Source organism: Roseixanthobacter glucoisosaccharinicivorans, assembly GCF_043195095.2.
Taxonomy (GTDB): Bacteria; Pseudomonadota; Alphaproteobacteria; order Rhizobiales; family Xanthobacteraceae; genus NCEH01.
Window position 1 is genome coordinate 5,014,585 of record NZ_CM195538.1, and the last position, 20,564, is coordinate 5,035,148.

The window sequence follows — 20,564 nt, forward strand, 5'->3', positions numbered from 1 at the left end:
GAACGCGGGCTCATTCCGCCGCCAGCCGTGCCATGGCGAGGGCCATGGCGGTGGCGGCGCGCGAGGGTTCGATGACGGGAACGCCGAGCGCGTCCTCCAGCGCGGCGCGATGGCGCGCCATGCCGGCGCAGCCGAGGATGAGCACGTCCGCCTGCTGGGTATCGCGCAGGACGGCGCCGGCGGCGATCATGCGCTCGCGGGTGCGCCCGTGGTCGGCGAGTTCCGCGACGGAGAGGCCGATCGCCTTGCTGCCGGCATAGCGCGGGGCAACGCCCAGCATCCGCGCCTGCCGCTGCTGGCGCCGCACCGAGGCGTCCAATATGGCGATCACGCCGAAGCGATCACCCCGCATCATGGCGGCGAAGGTTCCCGCTTCGCCGATGCCGAGCACCGGGCGCGCAGTGCGCTCGCGCGCGGCGATGAGGCCGGGATCGCTGTAGCAGGCGATCACATAGGCGCTCGCCGGTTCGCGGTCGATATGGTCGAGCACGAGGCGCGTCGCATGCTCCACGTCGCTTTGGGTTTCGACGCCGGGCGGCCCCTCGTGCAGCGTCACGCATTGGATCGCCGGCCCGCCGGGGAAGGCAAGGTCGCCCACCGCCGCCGCGATCTCCGCCGTGACGGCGGCATTGCTGTTGGGATTGATCACCAGGATCCGGTTTGCGGCTGCATCCGCCATGGTTTCAGGCCCTCCCGGCCGGGGCGCGTGCGGGAAAGAGAGCGGCGCCGAAATTCGTCGCCGGGTCGGTCTCCGGCACGGGGGGCGGCGTGCCGGCGGCACGGCCGGAGGCGGCGCGGGCAATGAAGCGGCCGGAGCCGGGCGCGGCGTTGAGCACGCCGTCGTCGACGATCACATCGCCGCGCCGGACGATGGTGGTCGGCCAGCCCGTCACCTCCCGCCCCTCGAACGGCGTATAGCCCACCGTGTCGTGCAGATCGTCCGCGCGCAGGGTGACGCGGCGGTCCGGGTCCCACAGCGCGAGATCCGCATCCGAGCCGACGGCGATCGTGCCCTTGCGCGGGAACAGGCCGTAGAGTTTCGCGGCATTGGTGGCGCTGAGCGCGACGAAGCGGGCAAGGTCGATCCGCCCGCCGTTCACCCCTTCCGAGAACAGCAGCGGCAGGCGCACCTCGATGCCCGGAATGCCGTTGGCGATGTCCTTGAAGGTGGGGGTCGCGCTGCGGGCGAACTTGCCGCTCGCATCCATGCGATAGGGGGCATGGTCGGAGGAATAGATCTCAAGCGTGCCGTCCGCGAGCCCCGCCCACAGGGCCTGCTGCTCCACTGGGCCGCGCGGCGGCGGGCTGAAGCAGAATTTCGCGCCTTCATAGCCCGGCAGGTCGAGATCGGCCGCGCTCAGCAGCAGATATTGCGGGCAGGTTTCGCCGAAGATGTGCCGGCCTTCCGCCCGCGCGGCGCGGATGGCGGCGAGCGCTTCCACCGTGGAGACATGGACGATGAGCAGCGGGGCATCCGCCAGGGTCGCCAGCGCGATGCAGCGTCGCACCGCCTCGATTTCCGCGAGGCGAGGATGGCTCATGGCGTGGTATTTGGGCGCGGTGAAGCCGCCGGCGATGAGCTTCTTGGCCATCCATTTGATCATGCCGTTGTTCTCGGCATGCACCATGGCCATGGCGCCGTTCTCGCGGCACACCCAGAGCAGATCCAGGATCTGTTCGTCGCTCACCGCGATGAGATCGTAGGCGGTGAAGAGTTTGACCGAGGTGATGCCCTCGGCGATCAGGCGCGGCAGGTGCTCGTTCAGCAAGTCCTCGGTGGGATCGCTGATGAGGGCGTGGAAGGAATAGTCGAGGATGGATTTTTCCCGCGCCCGCCGGTGATAATCGGCGAACACGTCGGGCAGGCTCTGGCCGCGATGCTGGGCCGCGAAGGGCACGATGGTGGTGGTGCCGCCGAACGCGGCGGCGCGGGAGGCCGCGAAGAAATCGTCCGCCCCCATCAGGCCGTAGGACGACACCTGCTCGATGTGGCAATGGGCGTCGATGCCGCCCGGCAGGACCAGCCGCGCCGTCGCGTCCAGTTCGCGCGCGCCGGGCCCCAGCTCCAGCCCCAGCGTGGTGATGATGCCGTTCGCGATGCCGACGTCGCAGCGCGAGAGGCCCGCTTCGGTCACCACCGTGCCGTTGCGGACCACGAGATCGAATGCGGCGGCCATGGGGTCGTGTCCTGATGCGGGCGTGCGTGGTGCGGGCTCTGGAGGGCTTCGCCGGAGGGACGAATGCGCGGCGGGGGACGCAGCGCGCCCGGCCGAGGCGAAAGCCATGCCCGATCATATTGCCTACTGTTGACAGTTGTCCATACTATGGACGAAACCCCATCCGCCGGCGCATGGATGCCGGGAAAGGGCGAGGGCGGGACGAGGCATGGCGAAGATCGCGGTCCAGAATGCGGGCGCTTCCCTTGGCGGCTACGATCCCGACCGCCGGCTTCCCACATTCCTCGCGGCGCGCGCCGAATTCCTCGCCGGGCGCTCCACCCCGCGCATGCTGCTTGAGGAAAGCCTGGAGCGCATCGAGCGGCTCGATCCCGTGATCCAGGCCTTCTGCTTTCTCGACGTGCCCGGCGCCCGCGCGGCGGCAGATGCGGCCACGCAGCGCTATGCGCAGAACCGGCCGCTTTCGCCGCTCGATGGCTGTCCCATGGGGATCAAGGACACCATCAATGTGCGCGGCATGCCCTCGAAGATGAACAGCGCGGTGTATGACGACACGCCCATGCGGTTCGATGCGGCGAGCACCTATGCGCTGCGGCAGGCGGGCGCGGTGCTTCTCGGCAAGACCCATGTGCCGGAATTCGCCATGGGCAAATCCCCGCCCACCCGCAACCCGTTCGATGCCCGCCGCACCGCCGGCGGCTCCTCCAGCGGCTGCGGGGCGGGGGTGGGCGCGGCGATGGTGCCGGTCGCGCTCGGCAACCAGACCGGCGGCTCGCTGATCCGCCCCTCTTCCTTCAATGCCAATTACGGCTTCAAGCCCACCCATGGGGCGCTGAACGTCGGCGGCATGCATCCCATCGCGCCGAGCCAGGACCATATCGGCCCCATGGCCGCGAGCCTCGCCGACGCCTGGCTGACCGCATGGGAGATTTCCGCGCGCATCGGCGGCCATAACGGGCATCCCGGCCTCTCCGGCGCGCCGGCCGTGCCGCGCGCCCTGAAGCCGCTGCGCCTCGCGCGCCTGGACACCCTCGGCATGGCGCAGCTGGACGAGGCGACGCGCGAGGCCATGGCGCAGATGTGCCATCGCCTTGCGGCGCTGGGCGTCGGTCTGCTGGACCGCGAGTGCGACGACGCGATCGCCACGCTGGAAGACCTGCTGCTGGAAGCGGACGAGGTCTCCGACCGGATCTTTGTGTACGAGCTGCGCTGGCCGCTGGTGGCCTATGTGGATGCCAACGGCCCGAACGCCATCAGCGCCACCGCGAAGGCCCGGCTGGATCGCGGCCTCGCCATGACGCCGGGCGATTATCGCCAGGCGCTCGCTAAGCGCGATCGCATCCGCGCGCAGGTGGCGCGGGTGGGGCAGCAGGTGGATGGCTTCATCACCCTGGCCTCCTCCGGCCCCGCGCCGTTCGACGGCGTGGACCAGGCCGGCACCGTGGACCGGCCGAACGCGCATCTCTCCACCGGCAGCCGCAGCTTTCTCAGCCCCTGGTCCATGGTGGGCGGCCCCGCCTTCAGCCTGCCGCTGATGGCGGTGGACGGCATGCCGGTCGGCCTCCAGGTGATGGGCACGGCGGACACCGACTACCGCCTCACGGCGGTGGCGCGCTGGCTCGACGAGAACTGCGGGTGAGCGCGGGCAAAATCGAACTCGCCTGACATTCATCGCCGAACATGCGGGAGAAATTCGCAGAAATTTCGGTTTCGTCGCGCAGAGAAGCTTTTAAACTTGATGTTTTTCTGCGCGCGCTAAATGTTTCACGTGAAACATTCCCTCTCTAACCCTTGTTTTACATGAGTTTTCAGAAGCGCGAACCATAAGCAGAACATCAGATCCTGGCGTACTTGGGATTTTGCAAAAAATATCCCGAATTTCGGAATCAAGTTATTTCCGCGGCGGCGCGCACATCCGCGCAGATCGCCTCCAACAGCCGCGCGGGCCAGCGCGGGGGAAGAGACGCGCCAATGAACATCATGCGCGTACGCGGCGCGCCGCTTGGCCAAGCCTCAAGCCATTCCGGCGGCGAGAATACATGCTGCACGCCGTGCACCAGCGCCGGCCGCTCCGGCATTTCGGCGATGAAAACCAGGCCCTTCACCCGCAGCAGCCGGTCGCCCGCGTGATCCGCCAGGGCTTGGAGAAAGAGCGCCAGCGCGATGGCGGGGGTGGGCGCCGCATGCGTCAGGGCGATGCTGTCATAGCCGGCGGAATGCTGCGCGGCCTGATCCGCCAATCCGGTTTCGATCTGCCGGACGCGGGCGGAAGCGATGCCGGCCAGCAGCCCCGATATTGCTTCTTCGTGCCGCGAAACCGTGTCCGCGGAAGGATTTGCCGCGTGCAGATCGTTCAGCAGGCCGGCGGGGGCGGGCACAAGATCGGTCTTGGTGAGGAGGATGCGGTCCGCCATCGCCACCTGCCGGCGCGCCTCCACATGATCAGCCAGAGCGGAGGGGGCATGAACCGCATCCACCAGCGTCAGCACCCCTTCAAGAGAGAAGCGGGCCGCCACCGCCGGGTCGCTCATGAGCGCCTGGAGGATCGGCACGGGGTCCGCCAGGCCCGACGTCTCGATGATGATCCGGTCGAACTCAATCTCCCCGTGGGAGCGGCGGGCATCAAGGTCCAGCAGGGTGTCGATCAAATCGCTGCGCACCGCGCAGCACAGGCAGCCGGTGGAGAGGCGGATCAGGGCATCGCTGCTGCTCGCCAAGATATCGTGGTCGAGCCCGATTTCGCCGAACTCGTTCACGATCACCGCCGTGTGGGCGAAGCGGGGATCGCTCAACACCTTGCGGATGAAGGTGGTTTTTCCGCTACCCAGGAATCCGGTCACCACCAGCACCGGGGTTGTGCCCGCCATCGGGGCGGGTGCCACGCGTCCGACAGGGGCTGCGCGTTCCCCTGGCGGCTGCGGTGCCATTGCCGGCGCGCCGACCTTAAGCGACGGCCCCGCCGCGCCGCCGCCAAGGGCTTTGCGCAGGGCGCCGAGCAGCCCGACGATGGAGGCCGCCGGCCGTGGCGGGCGCCCCGCGCTGGCCATTGTCTCCAGCATCCAGCGCGCCGGCCGTTCCGCCTCGCAAGCCGGCCGGATGCGGACTTGGATGCCCGAGACCGTGCGGACCTCCAGCGCTTCCCCGCTCCAGGCGCATCGCCCCCAGACCCCCCACAGGGACAGGCAATCGACGATCAGGCCGCGCAGATCGGCCTGCGTCACAAGGCCGGCCCCGCGAGAATGTCGTCGGCGATCCGGCGGGGCAGCCATTGCCCGTCGGTGGGCACACCATGGAAATGGCCGTCTTCCACCATCACCTTCCCCCGCAGGATGGTGAGGCTCGGCCACGCATCCACGGCATGGCCTTCCCAGGGCGAGTAATCGGTCTCGTGCAGGTCCTCGTTGCGGATCACTCGCCGCAGCGCCGGATCCAGCACCACGATGTCGGCATCCGACCCGACGGCGATGGCGCCCTTGCGCGGGTAGAGCCCCATGATCTTCGCGGCATTGGTGGAAACGAGATCGGCGAATTGTGTCAGGGAATAGCCCCGCCGTCCCACCATCTCCGTATACATCAGCGCGACCCGCGGCTCGCACGCGGCGTTGCCGCCGGTGGTGTCGTCGATGCGGTTGCCCTGGATCTTGGTCGCGAGGGTGCAGCACAATTCGTCGGTGGCCACCGCATGGATCGTGCCGTCGCCCGTTCCCGCCCAGAGCGCGGCCTGGTCCTCGGGCGCCTTGAGCGAGGGATAGGTGTGGTAGATCTGCCCATTGGGGCGGCGATAATCGGCGCTGTTGTAGAGCATATATTGGTGCAGGGTTTCGCCATAGATCGGCAGCCCCTTGGCCCGCGCCTCGCGCACCGCCGCGACCCCGGTGGCCGCGCTGACATGCATCATGTAGAGCGCCGTGCCCGGCACGCTTTCCGCCAGGCGGAGGATGCGGCGGAACGAGAGGTCTTCCGACAGCGTATTGTGCACTTCCGCCAGGTTCTCGAAGCCCGTACGGCCCTCGCGGATCAGCTTGCCATACATGTGCATGACGATGTCATTGTCCTCGGCATGGATGACGCCGAGGCCGCGATTGGCGGCAAGCACCTGAAACACTTCCCAGATGTCGCCGAAATCCACCATCCGCCCGCGCCGGCTGGGCGTGATGTCCGTGGTGAAGAGCTTGATCGTGGGATAGCCCGCCTGGATGGTCTCGGCGAGCTGACCGGGAATGTCGGGCGGCAGGTCGCCTTCCACCATGACGTGATAGGCATAGTCGCAATGGCAGGCGCCCCGCCAATCCTCGTCGCGCCGCTCGATGGCGCCCCGGATGGTGGTTTCGTGGGTCCAGCGCGCGAAATCAATGATCGTGGTGGTGCCGCCGAACAGGGCGGCGCGGCTGACCACCGATGGCGGCTCGGTGAAGCTGGGCGGCCCATCCGGCAGCGGCATGGGCCAGGCGCAATGCACGTGCGGGTCGATCCCGCCCGGCATCACGATCTTGCCCCGCGCATCAATCACCCGTGCCCCCTCGGGCGCTTGCAGGGTGCCGGGCGCGTGGAGCGCGGCGATGATGCCGTCGGCAACGGCGATGTCATAGGCGCCGACGCCGTGCGGCGTGATCACCGTATCCGCGCGGATTATAAGATCGACCATCTGTTTTCCCCTGGGACGGTGGGACAGGTCAGCAGCGGGCGAAGATGGCCGCGATCTCGGCGGTATCGTCGGTTCGCGTGAGGGCCAGGGCGAGCAGGATGCGGGCCTTCTGCGGGCTGAAATCCTCGCCCGCGATGATGCCCGCCTCCTGGAGATAGCGCCGCCGCCCGACCCGCCCGGTCGCGGCGCGGGTGCATTGGACGACCGCGATGCCGGACGCGACCGCGCGCTCGTAGGCGACGCGTTCCGCCGGCGTGACCAGCCCCGGCGCGAGGCCGGCGGACACAAGGCCGCGTGCCCCCGCGGCGATCGCGGCGTCGATGAATGTTGCGTCCGCCCCGGCATAGGACATCAGGATATCGACGCGTGGCAGGACAATGTCCCCGAGCGTGGAGAACTCGCCCTCGGGCGCATGGGCCGGGGTGGGCGCGCGATAGATATGGATGCCGTCTCCATCCACATGCCCGAGCGCACCGAAATCCAGCGAACGGAAGGTGTGCTGGCGATAGGTGGAGGTCTTCACCACGTCGCGCGCGGCATGGATCTCGTCGTTCAGCACCACCAGCACGCCGAGCCCGCGGGCGAGCGGCGACCCCGCCACGCGCAAGGCGTTGACAAGATTGATGCCGGCATCGCTGCCGAGTGCGCTCGCCGGGCGCTGGGCGCCGACCAGCACGACGGTCTGGGGAATGGCGAGGGTCAGGTTCAGGAAGAAGGCAGTCTCCTCCAGCGTCGCGGTCCCATGCAGGATGACGAATCCCGAGAGATCCCGCTGGCTGGCGGCGGTCGCGTGGATCAGCGCGCGAAGCTCCACCCAGTCCGCCGGCCCGATCGCCGTGCTGCCGACCGAGCGGAAGGGGACGGGCAGCGGATCGGCCACCAGGCGGGCTTCCTCGACGTGCTCCAGAATCTCGTCGACGGTCCGTTTCACGCCGAATTCCGGGTAGTCCATGCTGTCCAGGCTGGACTGAGCCCACGAGGAAATCGTGCCGCCGGTGCCGATAACGGCGACCCTGGGAAGAGAAGACGTCATATTCCGCTTCCGTCTTTGATGAAGGGATGTCCCGGCCGCCTGCGGATGGCTCCGGGACGGCGGGACGATGCGATGGGTGTGAAGGTCGGGCTGCGCCGCCGGGAAGGCTACGATCGGCGCAGCCGATCTTCCCTGCGTTAGGAATGCCCGAAAACGTTATGACGAGTGTTGACGATTTACAATGCCGGATTTCTCCACGCCGCAATGCGCGAAACCAAGCCGACGGGTGCCGCCGAGCGACGGTTCAAGCGGGCTCCTGAGGGTTTCCGGTTGCGACGAGGTTTTACATCGGTGATTTGCTCACTTCGGTGATTAATTTGGATGCATCACCCGTCACGCAAGCATCCAGTATGTGATGATGCGGGGTTGTCTTTGACTCACCTGTTTTCGCAAATCGCCCGCGGACGGGCGAAAGCGCGACCTGCGCCGAGGCGCTGCAGTCGACGCCGAACGCCCCAATCTGCACAAAAATTCATTGTAAACTGTCTACAATTTGTGCTGCGGTTTTGCCCTGCGCTGTGCAAAATAAGATCAGTCGAGCGGGTGGGGCCAGTGGCTGCCGAGATGCGGCACTGTATTCGCGCTCCGGAGGTCGCCAAACCGCAAGCAGCGGAAGGTTTAGAGAATTCCCATGACCAACGATCAGAATGCGTTCCGCATCAGCCGGCGCGGCTTCGGCCGCCTCGCCGCCGGCACTGCCCTCGGGCTGGCCATGCCGCCAACGATCGGACGGGCCGAGCCCGCCGTCCTGCGGGTCAGCAGCATTCAGGCGATCACCGGGCCGTCCTCGCCTTATGGCTGGCGTGTGCGTGACGGGGCGCAGCTGGTCGCCGACGATATCAATGCGGCTGGGCTGACCCTCGGTGGCACTACTTATCGCATCCAAATCGCCACCGAGGATATGGCCAACGATCCGCAGCAGGCGATCACGCTGCTGCGTCAGGCATCATCCAATGCGGACGTGCTCGCGGTGATCGGGCCCTCCAACTCGGTCGGCTATGTGCCGTCGGTTCCGGCCGCCGGCCAGTTGCAGATCCCGCTGGTGGGCGCGGGCTCCGGCGCGCCGGTCAAGCAATGGAATATCTGGTCCTACCGGGTCAATCCGGTCTCCGAGACGGCGATTCCGGTATTGTTGCGCAAGGTGCATGCGAAGGTGGGGTTCAAGCGCCTGGGCGTGATCTACGACCAGACCCAGGACGGCCAGGCTGGCGATGCCCAGGCCTGCAAGACCCTGGCGCAGGAACTGGGCTATGAGGTGGTCGCGTTCGAAGCATTCCGCGCCGGCGACCAGGATTTCTCGGCCCAGCTCGCCACCATCCGCAGCAGGAAGCCCGACGCCATGTTCGTCGCCGCGGCCACCGGCGACGGGGTGAAGGTGACGTCCCAGATCCGCGAGGCGGGCTTCACCGTGCCGCTGATGACCGGCTTCGGCTCGTTTCAGGATCCGGTCTATTGGGATGGCACCCACGGCGAGATCAAGGGCTGCTATACGTGGCTCGCGCAGGATCTGGCTTCCCCCACGCCCTCGGTGAAGACCTTCATCGACCGGTACAAGGCGAAGTTTTCCCAGGAAGCGACCTCCTTCTCCACCTATGGCGCGGACGCTCTTTCCACCATCGCGGAAGCGCTGAAGAAGGCCGGCGCTCCCACGCGGGCGAAGCTGCAGGAAGCGCTCGCGGAGCTGGATTTCGTATCCCCGCTGGGCACCCATATGACGTTCCACAACCCGCCCAGCGGCAATAACAATACGCCAAACGTGGTCGCGATCGAGATCACCGGCCGCGGCACTTATACCGCGATCTGACCCGTGCTCGAGATCAGCCAGCTTACGCGGCGCTTCGGCGGCCTCGTCGCCGTCAATGACGTGACGTTCTCGGTGGGGGCTGGCGAGGTGGTCTCTGTTGTCGGCCCCAATGGGGCCGGAAAGACCACCTTGTTCAACCTGATCACCGGGGTGATCAAGCCGGATTTCGGCAAGGTCGTCCTGGACGGCAAGGATATCACGGGCGCCGCGCCGCATCGTCTGGCCGCCATGGGCATCGCGCGCACGTTCCAGAACATTCGCCTGTTCGGGCATCTGAATGCGCTGGAAAACGTGATGGTCGGCCAAGTGGCCGGCGGGCGGTCCGGCGTGCTCGACGCGCTGGCCTGCACGTCGCGGGATCGCACGGATCGGCGCATGATGGTCGAGCGCGCCGAGGCGCTGCTGGATTGGGTCGGGGTCGGCGCGAACCGGTTCCGCATGCCGGGGGAGCTGCCCTATGGCGATCAGCGGCGCGTCGAAATCGCCCGGGCGCTCGGCCTTCAGCCGCGCCTGCTGATCCTCGATGAACCCACCGCCGGCATGGTGGCGCGCGAGGCGCATGCGGTGATCGAGATGATCGACCGTCTGCGCGAACGCGGCATCGCGCTGCTGCTGATCGAGCACAACATGAACGTCGTCATGTCCGCCTCCGACCGCATCGTGGTGATCAGCTTCGGCCAGAAGATCGCCGAGGGCCTGCCCGCCGAGATCCGCGCCGATCCCAAGGTGATCGAAGCCTATCTGGGAGTGGAGGATTGAGCGCGCTCCTGAAAATCGAAGGGCTCGCCGTCTCCTACGGCTCCGTTCCGGCGGTCGATGGCGTATCGCTGGAAATCGAGCCGGGCGAACTGCGGGTCATCCTGGGCGCCAACGGCGCCGGCAAGACCACCATCATCAAGACGATCATGGGCCTGCTGAAGCCGCGCGGCGGCACGATCCGCTTCGATGGCGAAAGCGATCTGCTGCGCCTGCGGCCGCATCAGATCCACCGGCTCGGCATCGCCTGGGTGCCCGAGGCGCGGCAATTGTGGAACACCATGACGGTGCTCGATAATCTGCGCATGGGGGCATTCGAGGTCCGCGACCAGGCCGCGGTCGAGCGCCGCATCGGCGAGATGTTCGAGCGGTTTCCCCGCCTCGCCGAGCGGCGGCACCAGCTGGCGGGCTCCCTCAGCGGTGGCGAGCAGCAGATGGTCGCGATCGCCCGCGCGCTGGTGTCGAGCCCGCGCCTGCTGCTGATGGACGAGCCCTCGCTCGGCCTCGCGCCCATCGTGGTGCGCGACGTGTTCGCCCTGGCCCGAGAGATCAACACCATGGGCATCGCGGTGCTGATGGTGGAGCAGAACGCGCGCCAGTCATTGAAGGTCGCCCACTTCGCCTATCTGCTGGAGCTCGGGCGCGTTGTCGAAGCCGGGCCGGCGGCGGAGATCGCCGGCAAGAAAAGCGTGCAGGACGTGTTCCTGGGCGGCAGCGCATAGGACGGCGTCGAGATGGATCTTTTCCTCCAACAACTCAGCAACGGCCTGGTGATCGGCAGTACTTACGCCGTCGTCGCGGTGGGGTTCGCGCTCGCCTTCACGGTGCTGCGCGTGATCCAGTTTGCCCATCCCGACGTGTTCATGATCGGCATGTTCACCGGCATGGTAGCGGCGGGGTTCGTGCCCGGCGGCGGGCTGGCGGTTGCGCTACTGGGCGGCGCTGTCGGGTCCACCGCCATCGGCGCCATCATCGAGCGCACCGTGGTCGCCCCTTTGCGCGGGCGGGACGTGCTGACGACCCTGATCGCGACGCTGGGCGTCTCCGTCATCCTCCAGAACGGCATGGCGGTGATCGTCGGTCCCGATCCGATTCCCTATCCGCGCCTGCTGCCGGCGCGCTTTTATGAAATCGGCCCGGTGCTGCTCACCCTGCGCCAGATGTTCTGCCTCGGCCTGTGCGCGGCGTTGCTGGTGCTGGCGAGCCTCTATGTGCGGCGCACCCACATCGGGCGGGCCACGCGGGCGATCGCCGAGCGGCCGGACGTTGCCGCCGCGTTCGGCGTGGACGTGCGGCGCGTGTGCCAGATCACCTTCTGGCTTGCCTCGACCATGGCGGGCCTCGCCGCCGTCGCGGTGGGCTCGCTGTATGGCTCCGCCTCCGCCTTCGTGGGTCTTTTGTATGGGCTGAAGGCGTTCATCTGCATGCTGGTGGCGGGCAATCGCTATTTCGAGGCGGTGATCGCGGTCGGCCTCGCGCTCGGCGTGCTCGAGGCTCTGGTGACCGGCTACGTCTCCTCATCGCTGCGCGATGCGGTGGCCTTCTTCGTGCTGATCGGCGTGCTCTATCTGCGGCCGAACGGCTTGTTCGGTTCCTACGCCACTTGAGCTGGAGGCATCATGCCCAATCTTGCCTTCTTCGAACCGATCCTGATCTTCACCTTGCTGAACGTCGCGATGACGATCGGGCTTTATGTCACCGCGCTGTCCGGGCAGCTCTCCATGGCCACGGCGGCGATCGCGGGCGTCGGCGGCTATGCCTCGGGAATTCTGACGGTGAAGTTCGGCGTCCCGTTCGTGCCGGCGGTCGCGGCGGGCGCGTTCATGGGCGGTGCGCTCGGCTGCATCCTGGCGCTGCTGACCCTGAAGATGCGGGATTTCATCCTGAAGCTGACGACGCTCGCGGCCGGCGAAGCGCTTTCGGTGCTGGCGTTCAACTGGGATTACATCGGCGGGGCAAACAGCTTCACCGGGCTTGAGCCGCATACCGGGCTCTTCACCTGCGTGGTGGTCGCGGTCATCGCATTCTACGTCGCATGGCGGTTCGACGGGTCGCGGCTTGGCTATGCCGCGCGGGCGGTGCGCGACGACCCGCTGGCGGCGGCCTCCATGGGGGTTTCGGTCGCCCAGGTGCGCATCATCACCTTCGCGCTGGGCAGCGCGCTGATCGGCATGGCCGGTGCGGTGCAGGCCCATTATCTGCTCGTGATCACGCCGTCCCAGCTCGGCTTCTTCGTCTCGCTCAATTACGTCATCTTCCTTCTGTTCGGCGGTTTGCAGACTTTGGCCGGCCCGATACTTGGCGCCGTGGTCCTCACCGCTTTGCCGGAGGCGTTGCGCTTCGCCAACGAATATCGGCTCATCGTCTACGGGCTGATCATCGTCGGCGTCATGCTGTGGCGCCCTGACGGGCTCCTGACCCGGACCCCGCTCGGCGTCGCCCGCCGCATTCTCGGCTTCACGCTGCGCCCCGAACGCCTGCCGAAGGGTGCCCTGCGGCCGGAGGACGTGCTTTCACCCATCCTGCCCGGGGACGCTGTCGCCATAACGAAGCGCAATTGAGACGAAACGATTTGAGGAGACGTCCGTGGAACTCATAGATCTGAGCCGGGAGATTTTCCATCGCACCCAGGTGCATCCCTCGCATCCGCCGGTGGTGATTTCGGTCTGGTATGATCATTCCGAAAAGAAGCGGGCAGGAAATACGGACTTCACGTCCAAAGCTTTGTCCATCGCCTTCAGCGATCATGCGGGCACCCATGTGGATGCCCCCGTTCATTTCGATTCCCGCCCCGAGGCGCAGTCGATCGACCAGATGCCGCTGGAGAAATTCTACACCTCCGCCATCTGTCTGGACCTCTCTCACGTTCCTCTGCGCCATGCGATCACGGTGGCCGAAATGGAGGCGGCGCTTGAGGCCTCCGGGGAGGAAATCCGCCCCGGCGATACCGTGATGCTCTATATGGCCACCAACGACCGCTTGCTCGGCAAACCCGGCTATCCCCATGAGTTTCCGGGCCTTGCGCTGGAGAGCGTGCATTGGCTGGCCGACAAGGGCATTGGCATGTTCGGCGTGGAGGCTGTGAGCCCGGCGCCGGAGGGCGAGCTGAATTTCCAGGCCCATCTGGCGTGCGCCGAGCGGGGGATCACCCACATGGAATGCCTCGCCAATCTGGACAAGCTGGTAGGGCGCGGCCGATTCCGCTTCGTCGGCTTCCCGCTCAAGATCCGCGGCGGTACTGCGAGTCCCATCCGGGCGGTCGCCATCTTCGAGTGACAGGACGGGCGAACAGGGGCGCGCACGGCGCGTGCGTGCCGGCGCCGGCCCCTACAAAGGCAAATCTCATGAAGCTTCCCCAGCACGGCCGATATGCTCATAGCGCCCTGCCGCAGCGCCCAGGCTATGCTTGGCCGAACGGCGCCAGCCTTGCGCTCGTGGTCAGCAACAATATCGAGCATTTCGCGTTTCGCGCCGGCCTCGGAAGTGACAGCGCCCAGCTGGGGGCGCCGCAGAATCAGCGCAATTACGCTTGGCGTGACTATGGAAACCGCGTCGGGCTCTGGTACCTTCTTGATTTGCTGGACGAATTCGATTTGCCCTGCGCGCACAATGTGAACGCCGCAGCGCTCGACGCCTGCCCGGAAATCGCCCCGGCCCTGTTGGCACGCGGTGACGAATTCGTCGGCCACGGGCGGACCAATTCGGAACGCCAGGACGGATGGTGGGAAGACGACGAGCGCCGCCTCATCGCCGAGAGCCGCGACGCCATTCTACGGCATGCCGGCACGGCGCCTCAGGGCTGGCTCGGCCCCTATATCGCGGAAAGCGCCTGCACACTCGACCTCCTGAAAGAGGAGGGCTTCAGCTATGTGATGGATTGGGCGGCGGACGACCAGCCGTTCTGGATGCGCACGCGCTCCGGGCCGTTGCTCTCCATTCCCTACTCGATCGAACTCAATGACAGTCCCGCCATGGTCTTCCGCCAGCATAGCGGCCGCGACTTCGCGCAAATGATCGTCGATCAGTTCGATGAGATGCTGATCCAATCGCGCAAATATCCCCTGGTGTGCAGCGTGGTGCTGCACCCCTTCATCGTCGGGCAGCCGTTCCGGCTGCATGCCCTACGCGAAGCCTTCGCGCACATGATGGAGCAGCGCGACAAATTGTGGATCACGCGGCCCGGCGAACTCGCCCGCTACGTCGCCGATCTGCCAAGGGGGGTCATCCCCGGCAGCGAGGAGTTCGAATGAACGGCAGGCTTTTGGAAAGAGGTCAGGGTATGGAGATCAATCTCCCCGAGGTATTGGCCGAGGTCGAGGCGGCTTTTGCGCATTATGAAGCCGCCGTGCTTTCCAACGATGTGGCGGGGTTTGATGCCCTGTTCCGGGACGATCCGCGCACGATCCGCTACGGGATGGGCGAAAATCTCTACGGCTATGCCGAGATCAGCGCCTTCCGGACCGCGAATTCCGGCGCGAACCTGATGCGCACGCTTTCGCGCACGGTGATCACTACCTATGGGCGCGATGCCGCCACCGCCTCGACCCTGTTTCGGCGCGCCAGTCTACCCGGCAAGGTGGGGCGGCAGATGCAGACATGGATCCGGTTTCCCGAGGGCTGGCAGATCGTTGCCGCCCATGTGAGCCTGCTCGACGACGTGGAATGATCGAGCGCGGTCAGCTCGAGCTGCCGCGCACCTGCAACGCGGCAAAGCGGGCCAGCCGGTAGGCCGGCGCACTCAGGAGGATGATGCAGAGAATCCGCACCAGATGGAACGCCGTCACCTCTGCCACCCCGAGGTGCAGGGTCTTGGCGGTGATGCTGGTCTCCGCCACCCCTCCGGGTGCATTGGCCAGCACCATGGTGGCGAGGTCGAGGCCCGCATGCCAGCCGATCACCGCAGCCATGCCGACGTTGAAAGCGATCAGCAGCAAGGTGTTGGTGACGGCCGCCGGCACGAAATTCCGCAACCGCTGGATCATGTGGCGGCGAAAGCGGGCGCCGAGGGCGGCGCCGATCAGGACCTGGCTGACATCCACCACCGGCGTCGGTATGCCCGACAGCGGAAGCTGCAGCAGCGCGACGGTCGCGCCGACCACGAGGCCGCCCAGCAGCCAGTTGTTTACCATGCGGATCCGGCCGAGCAGATACGCACAGGCGAGGCCCATCAGCAGCATGCCGACCATTTCCAGCGGCTTCACCGGAAGCGCGGGCGGCAGGTAGCTTTCCGCGCCATGGACGCCGAAAAACGCGATCGAGACAGGAATCGTCAGAACCACCACCACGATGCGAAGCGATTGGGACAGCGCGACCAGCGCGGTATCTCCCCCAAAGCGTTCCGCCAACACCGACATCTCGGCCACGCCGCCAGGCAGGCTGGCGAAATAAGCGGTCGTATTGTCGACCTTCGCCGAGCGCGCGAGCAGCAGGGAAAGCATGCCACCGGCGAAAATCGACACCCCGGCCGCAAACAGCATGTAGCCGATATTGGAGAGCAGGTGGTCCATCAAGGTCGGCGTGAAATACAGGCCGATCGCCACTCCCGCGATCACCTGCCCGCCTTGCCGGGACCAGGGCGGAACCTCGATGGGCGCACCGAGAAGGCCGAGGGCGGCAACCACCAGCAGCGCCCCGAGCAGCCAGGCGAGGGGCGCCCCCAGCGCCGCCATTCCCGCGCCGCCGAGCGCGGCCGCAGCGAATGTGGCGGCCACCTTCATCCAGCGTCTGCGCCTGTCCATGCGTGTGACCTCGACCCTCTTCCCAGGCGGCGCCTTTCCTTCTCGATACGACGTGGGATCAAAAACTGTCAACAGTTTACAATGGTCAGATGTTGGCCGTACCGAGGGTGGTGGTGCTGCGCGGAAGGGGGTCAGGTGCCGGCGGCGAACGAGCGGCGCTTGCCGCCCTGGGCATGGGCCTCGCCCAGCTGGCGCGCGCGCGTCACGTCGCCGGCGGACATGGCGGCGAGCAGGGCCGCATGCTCGGCATTGGATTCCCGCATGCTCGCCGCGGACATCAGGGATCTCTGCCGCACGAGATGCATTTCCTTCACCAGGGATTCGTAGGTCTCCTTCAGCCGGCGGTGGCCAGAGAAATTCATCACTTGCTCGTGGAAGCGCAGGTTCAGCTGATAGTATAAAGTGGCCTTGCTCTTCTTGACCGCGAGATCCATCTGCGCGAGCAAGTCTTCCAGCACGGCCTCCTGCTCCGCCGACATATGGGCGGCGAGCCGGCTGCACGCGAAGCCGAACAGAACTGCGCGCAGATCGTAGATTTCCGCGGCCTCGTCCGCCTCGATGGCCCGCACGAAGCTGCCGTGGTTGACCACGGACGTCACCAGCCCGGCGCGTTCCAGCGCCCGGGTCGCCTCGCGGATTGGCCCCCGGCTGACGCCCAGCTGGGTCGCGAGAGTCTGTTCGTTGATGCGTTCCCCCGCGCGGATTTCCCCGCTCAGGATCATCCGCTCCAGCTCCTTGCGCACGATGTCCGTGAGCGATTGGGTGCGGCGCTGCGCAATGGCCGACAGGGCGTCCTCGGTTTTGGCCATGGTGCGAGTACTCCGCGCGATAAAAGGTGACTTGCCTCGGTACCAAGCGGCTTCATGTAAACGCAACATGCGAAACAGCGCGGTATCAGGGATAAGCCTGTCATGAATTCAGGCGATCCAACATTGGCAACAGTTTACAACCTTCGTCTAGCGGACCCATGGTGACATGTCCATGGGAGGTCCTTCCCCCTGACCTCCAAGATTTGGGGTGGTCACCGAATGTCTTGAACTGCTCCGATCAGGTGCCGCGCGGCGGAGCCGCCGGGGCGCGTTACGCGGCCATCCAGCCGCCGTCCACCATCAGATTGATGCCGGTGACGAACCGGGCATCGTCGCTGGCGAGATAGAGGGCGGCGTGGGCGACATCGTCGGGTGCGCCAAAGCGCGGCCACGGCGTGCGCCGCCGTGCGCGATCGAGAACCTGCGGGTCCTGCAGGCGTCCGCCCTGGCCGGTCACGATCTTGCCGGGCGCCACCGCATTGCAGACGATGCCGTCCTGCGCATAATCGGCCGCCACCTGGCGGGTCAGATAGGCGATGCCGGCCTTGGTCACGCCATAGGCCAGGTCCTCGGGCGCGGCGATCATGCCGTGCTGGGAGGAGAGATTGACGATGCGCCCGCGCACTTCCCCGCGCGTGTCCTGTGTCAGCATCTGCCGCACGGCGGCCCGGCAGCAGAGGAAAACGCCGGTGAGGTTGACCGCGAGCATGCGGTTCCAATCCTCTTCGGCCAGATCCGTCAGGCGGCGCGGATGGCGGATGCAGGCGTCGTTCACGATCACCTCGAGGCGACCGAAGCGGGCGACCGTGGCGTCCACCAGCGCCTCCACCTGATCGGCCTTCGAGACGTCTGTGCGGTGGAACAGGGCGCTGCCGCCGTCCTGGGCGATCAGCGCGGCGGTGGGCGCGCCGCCTTCGATCACATCCTGCGTGACGTCGGCGATCACCACATGTGCCCCATGGCGGGCGAACAGGCGGGCGATGGCGCGGCCGATACCGGACGCGCCGCCGGTGACGATGCAAACGCGTCCCGCAAGGCGTGGCGTCTCGGCAGGCGGGATTTCAGCGGATGAGGTCATGGCGCGGTCTCGCGTGTGAGCCAATGGGCGCCGGCCGTGTCCAGCCATGCCAGATAAGCGTCGAGGGCGGCGGGCAGATCATGATGCGGCACAAATCCGGTGTCCGCGCGCAGGCGGCCGTTGGCCATGGGCGCCCGGTCGTAAGGCATGTAGAGGTTCACGTTCCCGGCCTCGGAAGGCTGGGCGAAGCGCCATGTCATATCCGGGCGGCGCAGGGCGAGCGCGCGGCAGAAGTCAGCCAGCGACCAGATGAAACCTGCTGAAAGATTATAGATGGCGTGTGGCAGGCGCGGCGTGTCCATCAGGGCGAGGATCGCGGCGGCGGCGTCGCGCCCATAGAACCAGTCGCGCGGGTGGGCCCGCGGCAACACCACCTCTTCGCCCCGCGCGGCGCGCCGCAGCACCTGGAATGGTGCGCTCGGCGTGTCCCGCGCCGAGGTCGCATATTCCCAGGGTCCAAAGCATGTTCCGAGCCGCCCGACCACGAGATCGAGGCCGCAGAGTTCGGCAAGCCGCAGGGCCACCGCTTCCCCGGCCCGCTTGCTGATGCCGTAGAGACCCTCGGGCCGCAGTGGTGTCGTCGCCTCGTCCAGCGGCGCCGCGCCCCGGCCGCTCGCGCCATAGGCCGAGCCGGACCCGAGATAGACGATGCGCCTGATCCCGGTGGCGGCCGCCGCCGTCATCGCCGAGGCGACGCCGCCCACGTTCACGTCGATAACGGTGCGGGGCGCCGTGCGCTCGCGCTGCGCGTCGGCGGTCACCGCCGCCAATATGAGCATTCTGTCCGCGCCACTTGTGGCAAGGGCGTCTGTGAGGGCGTCCTCGTGTGTCGCATCGCCGGCGATCCATTGGAACCGGCCCGGCAGGCGGGCGAATATCGCCTCGGCGAACGGTGGCGGCGGCGCGAGGTCGTAGCCCACCACGCTTTCGCCGCGCGCCAGCAGGGCCTCGCACACCGTGAGGCCGATGAAGCCCGAACTGCCGCTGACGAAGACGCCCATCCGCCTCAGGCCAGATCGCGGAAAAGCGAGCCCCATCCGGTGACCCGGCTGGTGTCCACGCCGGCCATGCGCAGGCTCTTCCAGACCACGGTGGCGATGGTGTCGTAGATCGGGATGCCGAGCTCGCGCTCCAGCCCTTCCACCAGCGGGGCGGCGCGCAGATTGGTGCAGATGACGGTGATCGCCTGCGGCCCCTGTGCGGCCACCTCCCGGATCATGCCGGAAATCTGCCCGCCGGTGACGGTGGAGAACGAGAAATTGTCCTGCAGCCCGAGATGCCGCTCGCCTTTGCAGGCGTGGCCCAGGGCCGCGTAATTGGAGAGGATCCGGGTCTGCACCTCGTCGAGATACGGCGTGACGAAGCCGAGCTCCCGCACGCCTTTGCGTTCCAGGATTTCATTCAGGGCCAGCATGGAGGTGGTGGCCTTGATGCCGGTGGCGGCGGTGATGCGCTCGCACAATCGCGCGTCGGCCTCGAAGCCGAGCCAGCCGGAAGAGGTGCCGTTCCAGGCGATCACCTCCACCTTGGCGTGGGCGAGAAGCTCCGCGGCGCGCAGAATCTCGGTGTCGTCGAATTGGGCCAGCGCCCGGTCGGAGAGCGCGATTTCGGTGACCTTGAACCGCCCGAAATGGGCGGAGACTTCCGGCAGGCCCGCCACCATGGCTTGCGTCACCGGCTCCAGCACCGTGTTGGACGAAGGGGTGAGCATGCCGAGGAGAACGCGTTCACTCATGATGGGTCCGCAGTCTGGAGGAGAGAGGCCGCCGCCGGCTCGGGCCGCAGCAGGTCGAGGATGTGCCGCTTCACGTCGTTGAAGCGGGGGCTGGTGATGTCGCGCGGGCGCGGTAGATCGAGCGGGATGATCTCGGCGATGCGGCCGGGGCGGGCCGACATGACCGCCACATGGGTGCCGAGCGTGAGCGCCTCGTCGATGCCATGGGTGACGAAGACGATCGTGCCCTTGTGGCGTTCCCAGATGGAGATCAGCTCGTTCTGCATGTCCATGCGGGTCTGCTCGTCCAGCGCGCCGAACGGCTCGTCCATCAGGATCACGGCCGGGTTCATGAGCAGCGCGCGGGCGATGCCGACCCGCTGGTTCATGCCGCCGGAAAGCTCGGCGGGAAAATGGTTCTCGAACCCGGTCAGGCCCACGAGGTCGATATAGCGCTGCGCCTCGTGGCGGCGCTGCGCCTTCTGGGCCCCGCGCAGCTTGAGGTGGAACGCCACGTTTTCCCACACCGGAAGCCAGGGCATGAGGTTCGGCTGCTGGAACACAACGCCGCGGTCGGCGCCGGGCGCGGCGATGATCTCGCCGTCCACCTTCACCGTGCCCGTGGTCGGCTTGTCGAAGCCGGCGATCATGTTGAGCAAGGTGGACTTGCCGCAGCCGCTTGGGCCGAGCAGGCAGAGCAGCTCGTTGCGCTTGACCGAGAAGCTGACGTCGCTGAGCGCGGTGACATCGGCCTTGCGCTTGGTGTCCTTGAAAATCTTGGACACGCCGGAGATTTCGATGGTGGCCATG

Annotated in this window: 20 protein-coding genes; 9 read left to right on the top strand and 11 right to left on the bottom strand. The window is 66.8% G+C overall.

Annotation, left to right across the window (positions count from 1 at the left end; genetic code table 11):
• Nucleotides 1–10: 10 nt before the first annotated feature.
• A complete protein-coding gene (locus V5F78_RS23160; protein WP_394069760.1) occupies nucleotides 11–679 on the bottom strand; it encodes an aspartate/glutamate racemase family protein in 669 nt (222 codons plus the stop codon).
• A 4-nt stretch (nucleotides 680–683) separates the two neighbouring features.
• Complete coding sequence (hydA, locus tag V5F78_RS23165) at nucleotides 684–2,177, bottom strand: dihydropyrimidinase (protein ID WP_394069758.1); 1,494 nt, start codon at nucleotides 2,175–2,177, stop codon at nucleotides 684–686.
• Between the two features lie 208 nt (nucleotides 2,178–2,385).
• On the opposite strand from hydA, the gene V5F78_RS23170 reads away from it, so the two are divergent.
• Nucleotides 2,386–3,816 (top strand): amidase, encoded by a 1,431-nt coding sequence (locus V5F78_RS23170; protein WP_394069756.1) that lies wholly within the window; start codon nucleotides 2,386–2,388, stop codon nucleotides 3,814–3,816.
• A 247-nt stretch (nucleotides 3,817–4,063) separates the two neighbouring features.
• On the opposite strand, the gene V5F78_RS23175 is transcribed toward V5F78_RS23170, so the two are convergent.
• The 3 genes from V5F78_RS23175 to V5F78_RS23185 are packed head-to-tail and all read right to left on the bottom strand — an operon-like array spanning nucleotide 4,064 to nucleotide 7,855.
• Complete coding sequence (locus V5F78_RS23175; protein ID WP_394069755.1) at nucleotides 4,064–5,398, bottom strand: CobW family GTP-binding protein; 1,335 nt, start codon at nucleotides 5,396–5,398, stop codon at nucleotides 4,064–4,066.
• Nucleotides 5,395–6,822: an amidohydrolase family protein gene (locus V5F78_RS23180; protein ID WP_394069754.1), complete on the bottom strand. Its 1,428-nt coding sequence runs from the start codon at nucleotides 6,820–6,822 to the stop codon at nucleotides 5,395–5,397. Before V5F78_RS23180 ends, V5F78_RS23175 begins: the two co-directional genes overlap by 4 nt.
• 28 nt (nucleotides 6,823–6,850) lie before the next feature.
• Complete coding sequence (locus tag V5F78_RS23185) at nucleotides 6,851–7,855, bottom strand: asparaginase (protein ID WP_394069753.1); 1,005 nt, start codon at nucleotides 7,853–7,855, stop codon at nucleotides 6,851–6,853.
• A 631-nt stretch (nucleotides 7,856–8,486) separates the two neighbouring features.
• Here V5F78_RS23185 and V5F78_RS23190 point away from each other — a divergent pair.
• From V5F78_RS23190 to hpxZ, 8 genes are all read left to right on the top strand, one after another.
• The gene (locus V5F78_RS23190; protein ID WP_394069751.1) at nucleotides 8,487–9,659 is read left to right on the top strand and encodes an ABC transporter substrate-binding protein; all 1,173 of its coding nucleotides are present in this window, start codon (nucleotides 8,487–8,489) and stop codon (nucleotides 9,657–9,659) included.
• A 3-nt stretch (nucleotides 9,660–9,662) separates the two neighbouring features.
• Nucleotides 9,663–10,418: an ABC transporter ATP-binding protein gene (locus tag V5F78_RS23195; RefSeq protein ID WP_394069750.1), complete on the top strand. Its 756-nt coding sequence runs from the start codon at nucleotides 9,663–9,665 to the stop codon at nucleotides 10,416–10,418.
• Entirely contained in the window at nucleotides 10,415–11,137 is a 723-nt protein-coding gene (locus V5F78_RS23200) for an ABC transporter ATP-binding protein (protein ID WP_394069748.1), read from the top strand. Before V5F78_RS23195 ends, V5F78_RS23200 begins: the two co-directional genes overlap by 4 nt.
• Before the next feature lie 12 nt (nucleotides 11,138–11,149).
• Entirely contained in the window at nucleotides 11,150–12,022 is an 873-nt protein-coding gene (locus V5F78_RS23205) for a branched-chain amino acid ABC transporter permease (RefSeq protein WP_394069746.1), read from the top strand.
• Between the two features lie 12 nt (nucleotides 12,023–12,034).
• Nucleotides 12,035–12,976, top strand: coding sequence for a branched-chain amino acid ABC transporter permease (locus tag V5F78_RS23210; protein ID WP_394069744.1), 942 nt, complete (start codon nucleotides 12,035–12,037; stop codon nucleotides 12,974–12,976).
• A 25-nt stretch (nucleotides 12,977–13,001) separates the two neighbouring features.
• Complete coding sequence (locus tag V5F78_RS23215; RefSeq protein ID WP_394069742.1) at nucleotides 13,002–13,691, top strand: cyclase family protein; 690 nt, start codon at nucleotides 13,002–13,004, stop codon at nucleotides 13,689–13,691.
• Between the two features lie 68 nt (nucleotides 13,692–13,759).
• Entirely contained in the window at nucleotides 13,760–14,665 is a 906-nt protein-coding gene (locus tag V5F78_RS23220) for a polysaccharide deacetylase family protein (RefSeq protein ID WP_394069740.1), read from the top strand.
• 29 nt (nucleotides 14,666–14,694) lie between these two features.
• The gene (hpxZ, locus tag V5F78_RS23225) at nucleotides 14,695–15,081 is read left to right on the top strand and encodes an oxalurate catabolism protein HpxZ (protein ID WP_394069738.1); all 387 of its coding nucleotides are present in this window, start codon (nucleotides 14,695–14,697) and stop codon (nucleotides 15,079–15,081) included.
• A 10-nt stretch (nucleotides 15,082–15,091) separates the two neighbouring features.
• Here hpxZ and V5F78_RS23230 read toward each other — a convergent pair whose 3' ends face one another.
• From V5F78_RS23230 to V5F78_RS23255, 6 genes are all read right to left on the bottom strand, one after another.
• A complete protein-coding gene (locus V5F78_RS23230) occupies nucleotides 15,092–16,153 on the bottom strand; it encodes an AbrB family protein (RefSeq protein ID WP_394069736.1) in 1,062 nt (353 codons plus the stop codon).
• Between the two features lie 131 nt (nucleotides 16,154–16,284).
• Nucleotides 16,285–16,962 (bottom strand): FCD domain-containing protein, encoded by a 678-nt coding sequence (locus V5F78_RS23235; protein ID WP_394069734.1) that lies wholly within the window; start codon nucleotides 16,960–16,962, stop codon nucleotides 16,285–16,287.
• A 271-nt stretch (nucleotides 16,963–17,233) separates the two neighbouring features.
• Entirely contained in the window at nucleotides 17,234–18,040 is an 807-nt protein-coding gene (locus V5F78_RS23240; RefSeq protein ID WP_394069732.1) for an SDR family NAD(P)-dependent oxidoreductase, read from the bottom strand.
• The gene (locus V5F78_RS23245) at nucleotides 18,037–19,041 is read right to left on the bottom strand and encodes an NAD-dependent epimerase/dehydratase family protein (protein ID WP_394069730.1); all 1,005 of its coding nucleotides are present in this window, start codon (nucleotides 19,039–19,041) and stop codon (nucleotides 18,037–18,039) included. Before V5F78_RS23245 ends, V5F78_RS23240 begins: the two co-directional genes overlap by 4 nt.
• A 5-nt stretch (nucleotides 19,042–19,046) precedes the next feature.
• Nucleotides 19,047–19,775, bottom strand: coding sequence for a maleate cis-trans isomerase family protein (locus tag V5F78_RS23250; RefSeq protein WP_394069728.1), 729 nt, complete (start codon nucleotides 19,773–19,775; stop codon nucleotides 19,047–19,049).
• On the bottom strand, nucleotides 19,772–20,563 hold the full coding sequence (locus V5F78_RS23255) for an ABC transporter ATP-binding protein (RefSeq protein WP_394069726.1): 792 nt from the start codon (nucleotides 20,561–20,563) through the stop codon (nucleotides 19,772–19,774). The genes V5F78_RS23250 and V5F78_RS23255 overlap by 4 nt, the downstream gene beginning before the upstream one ends.
• Between the last annotated feature and the right edge of the window lies 1 nt (nucleotide 20,564).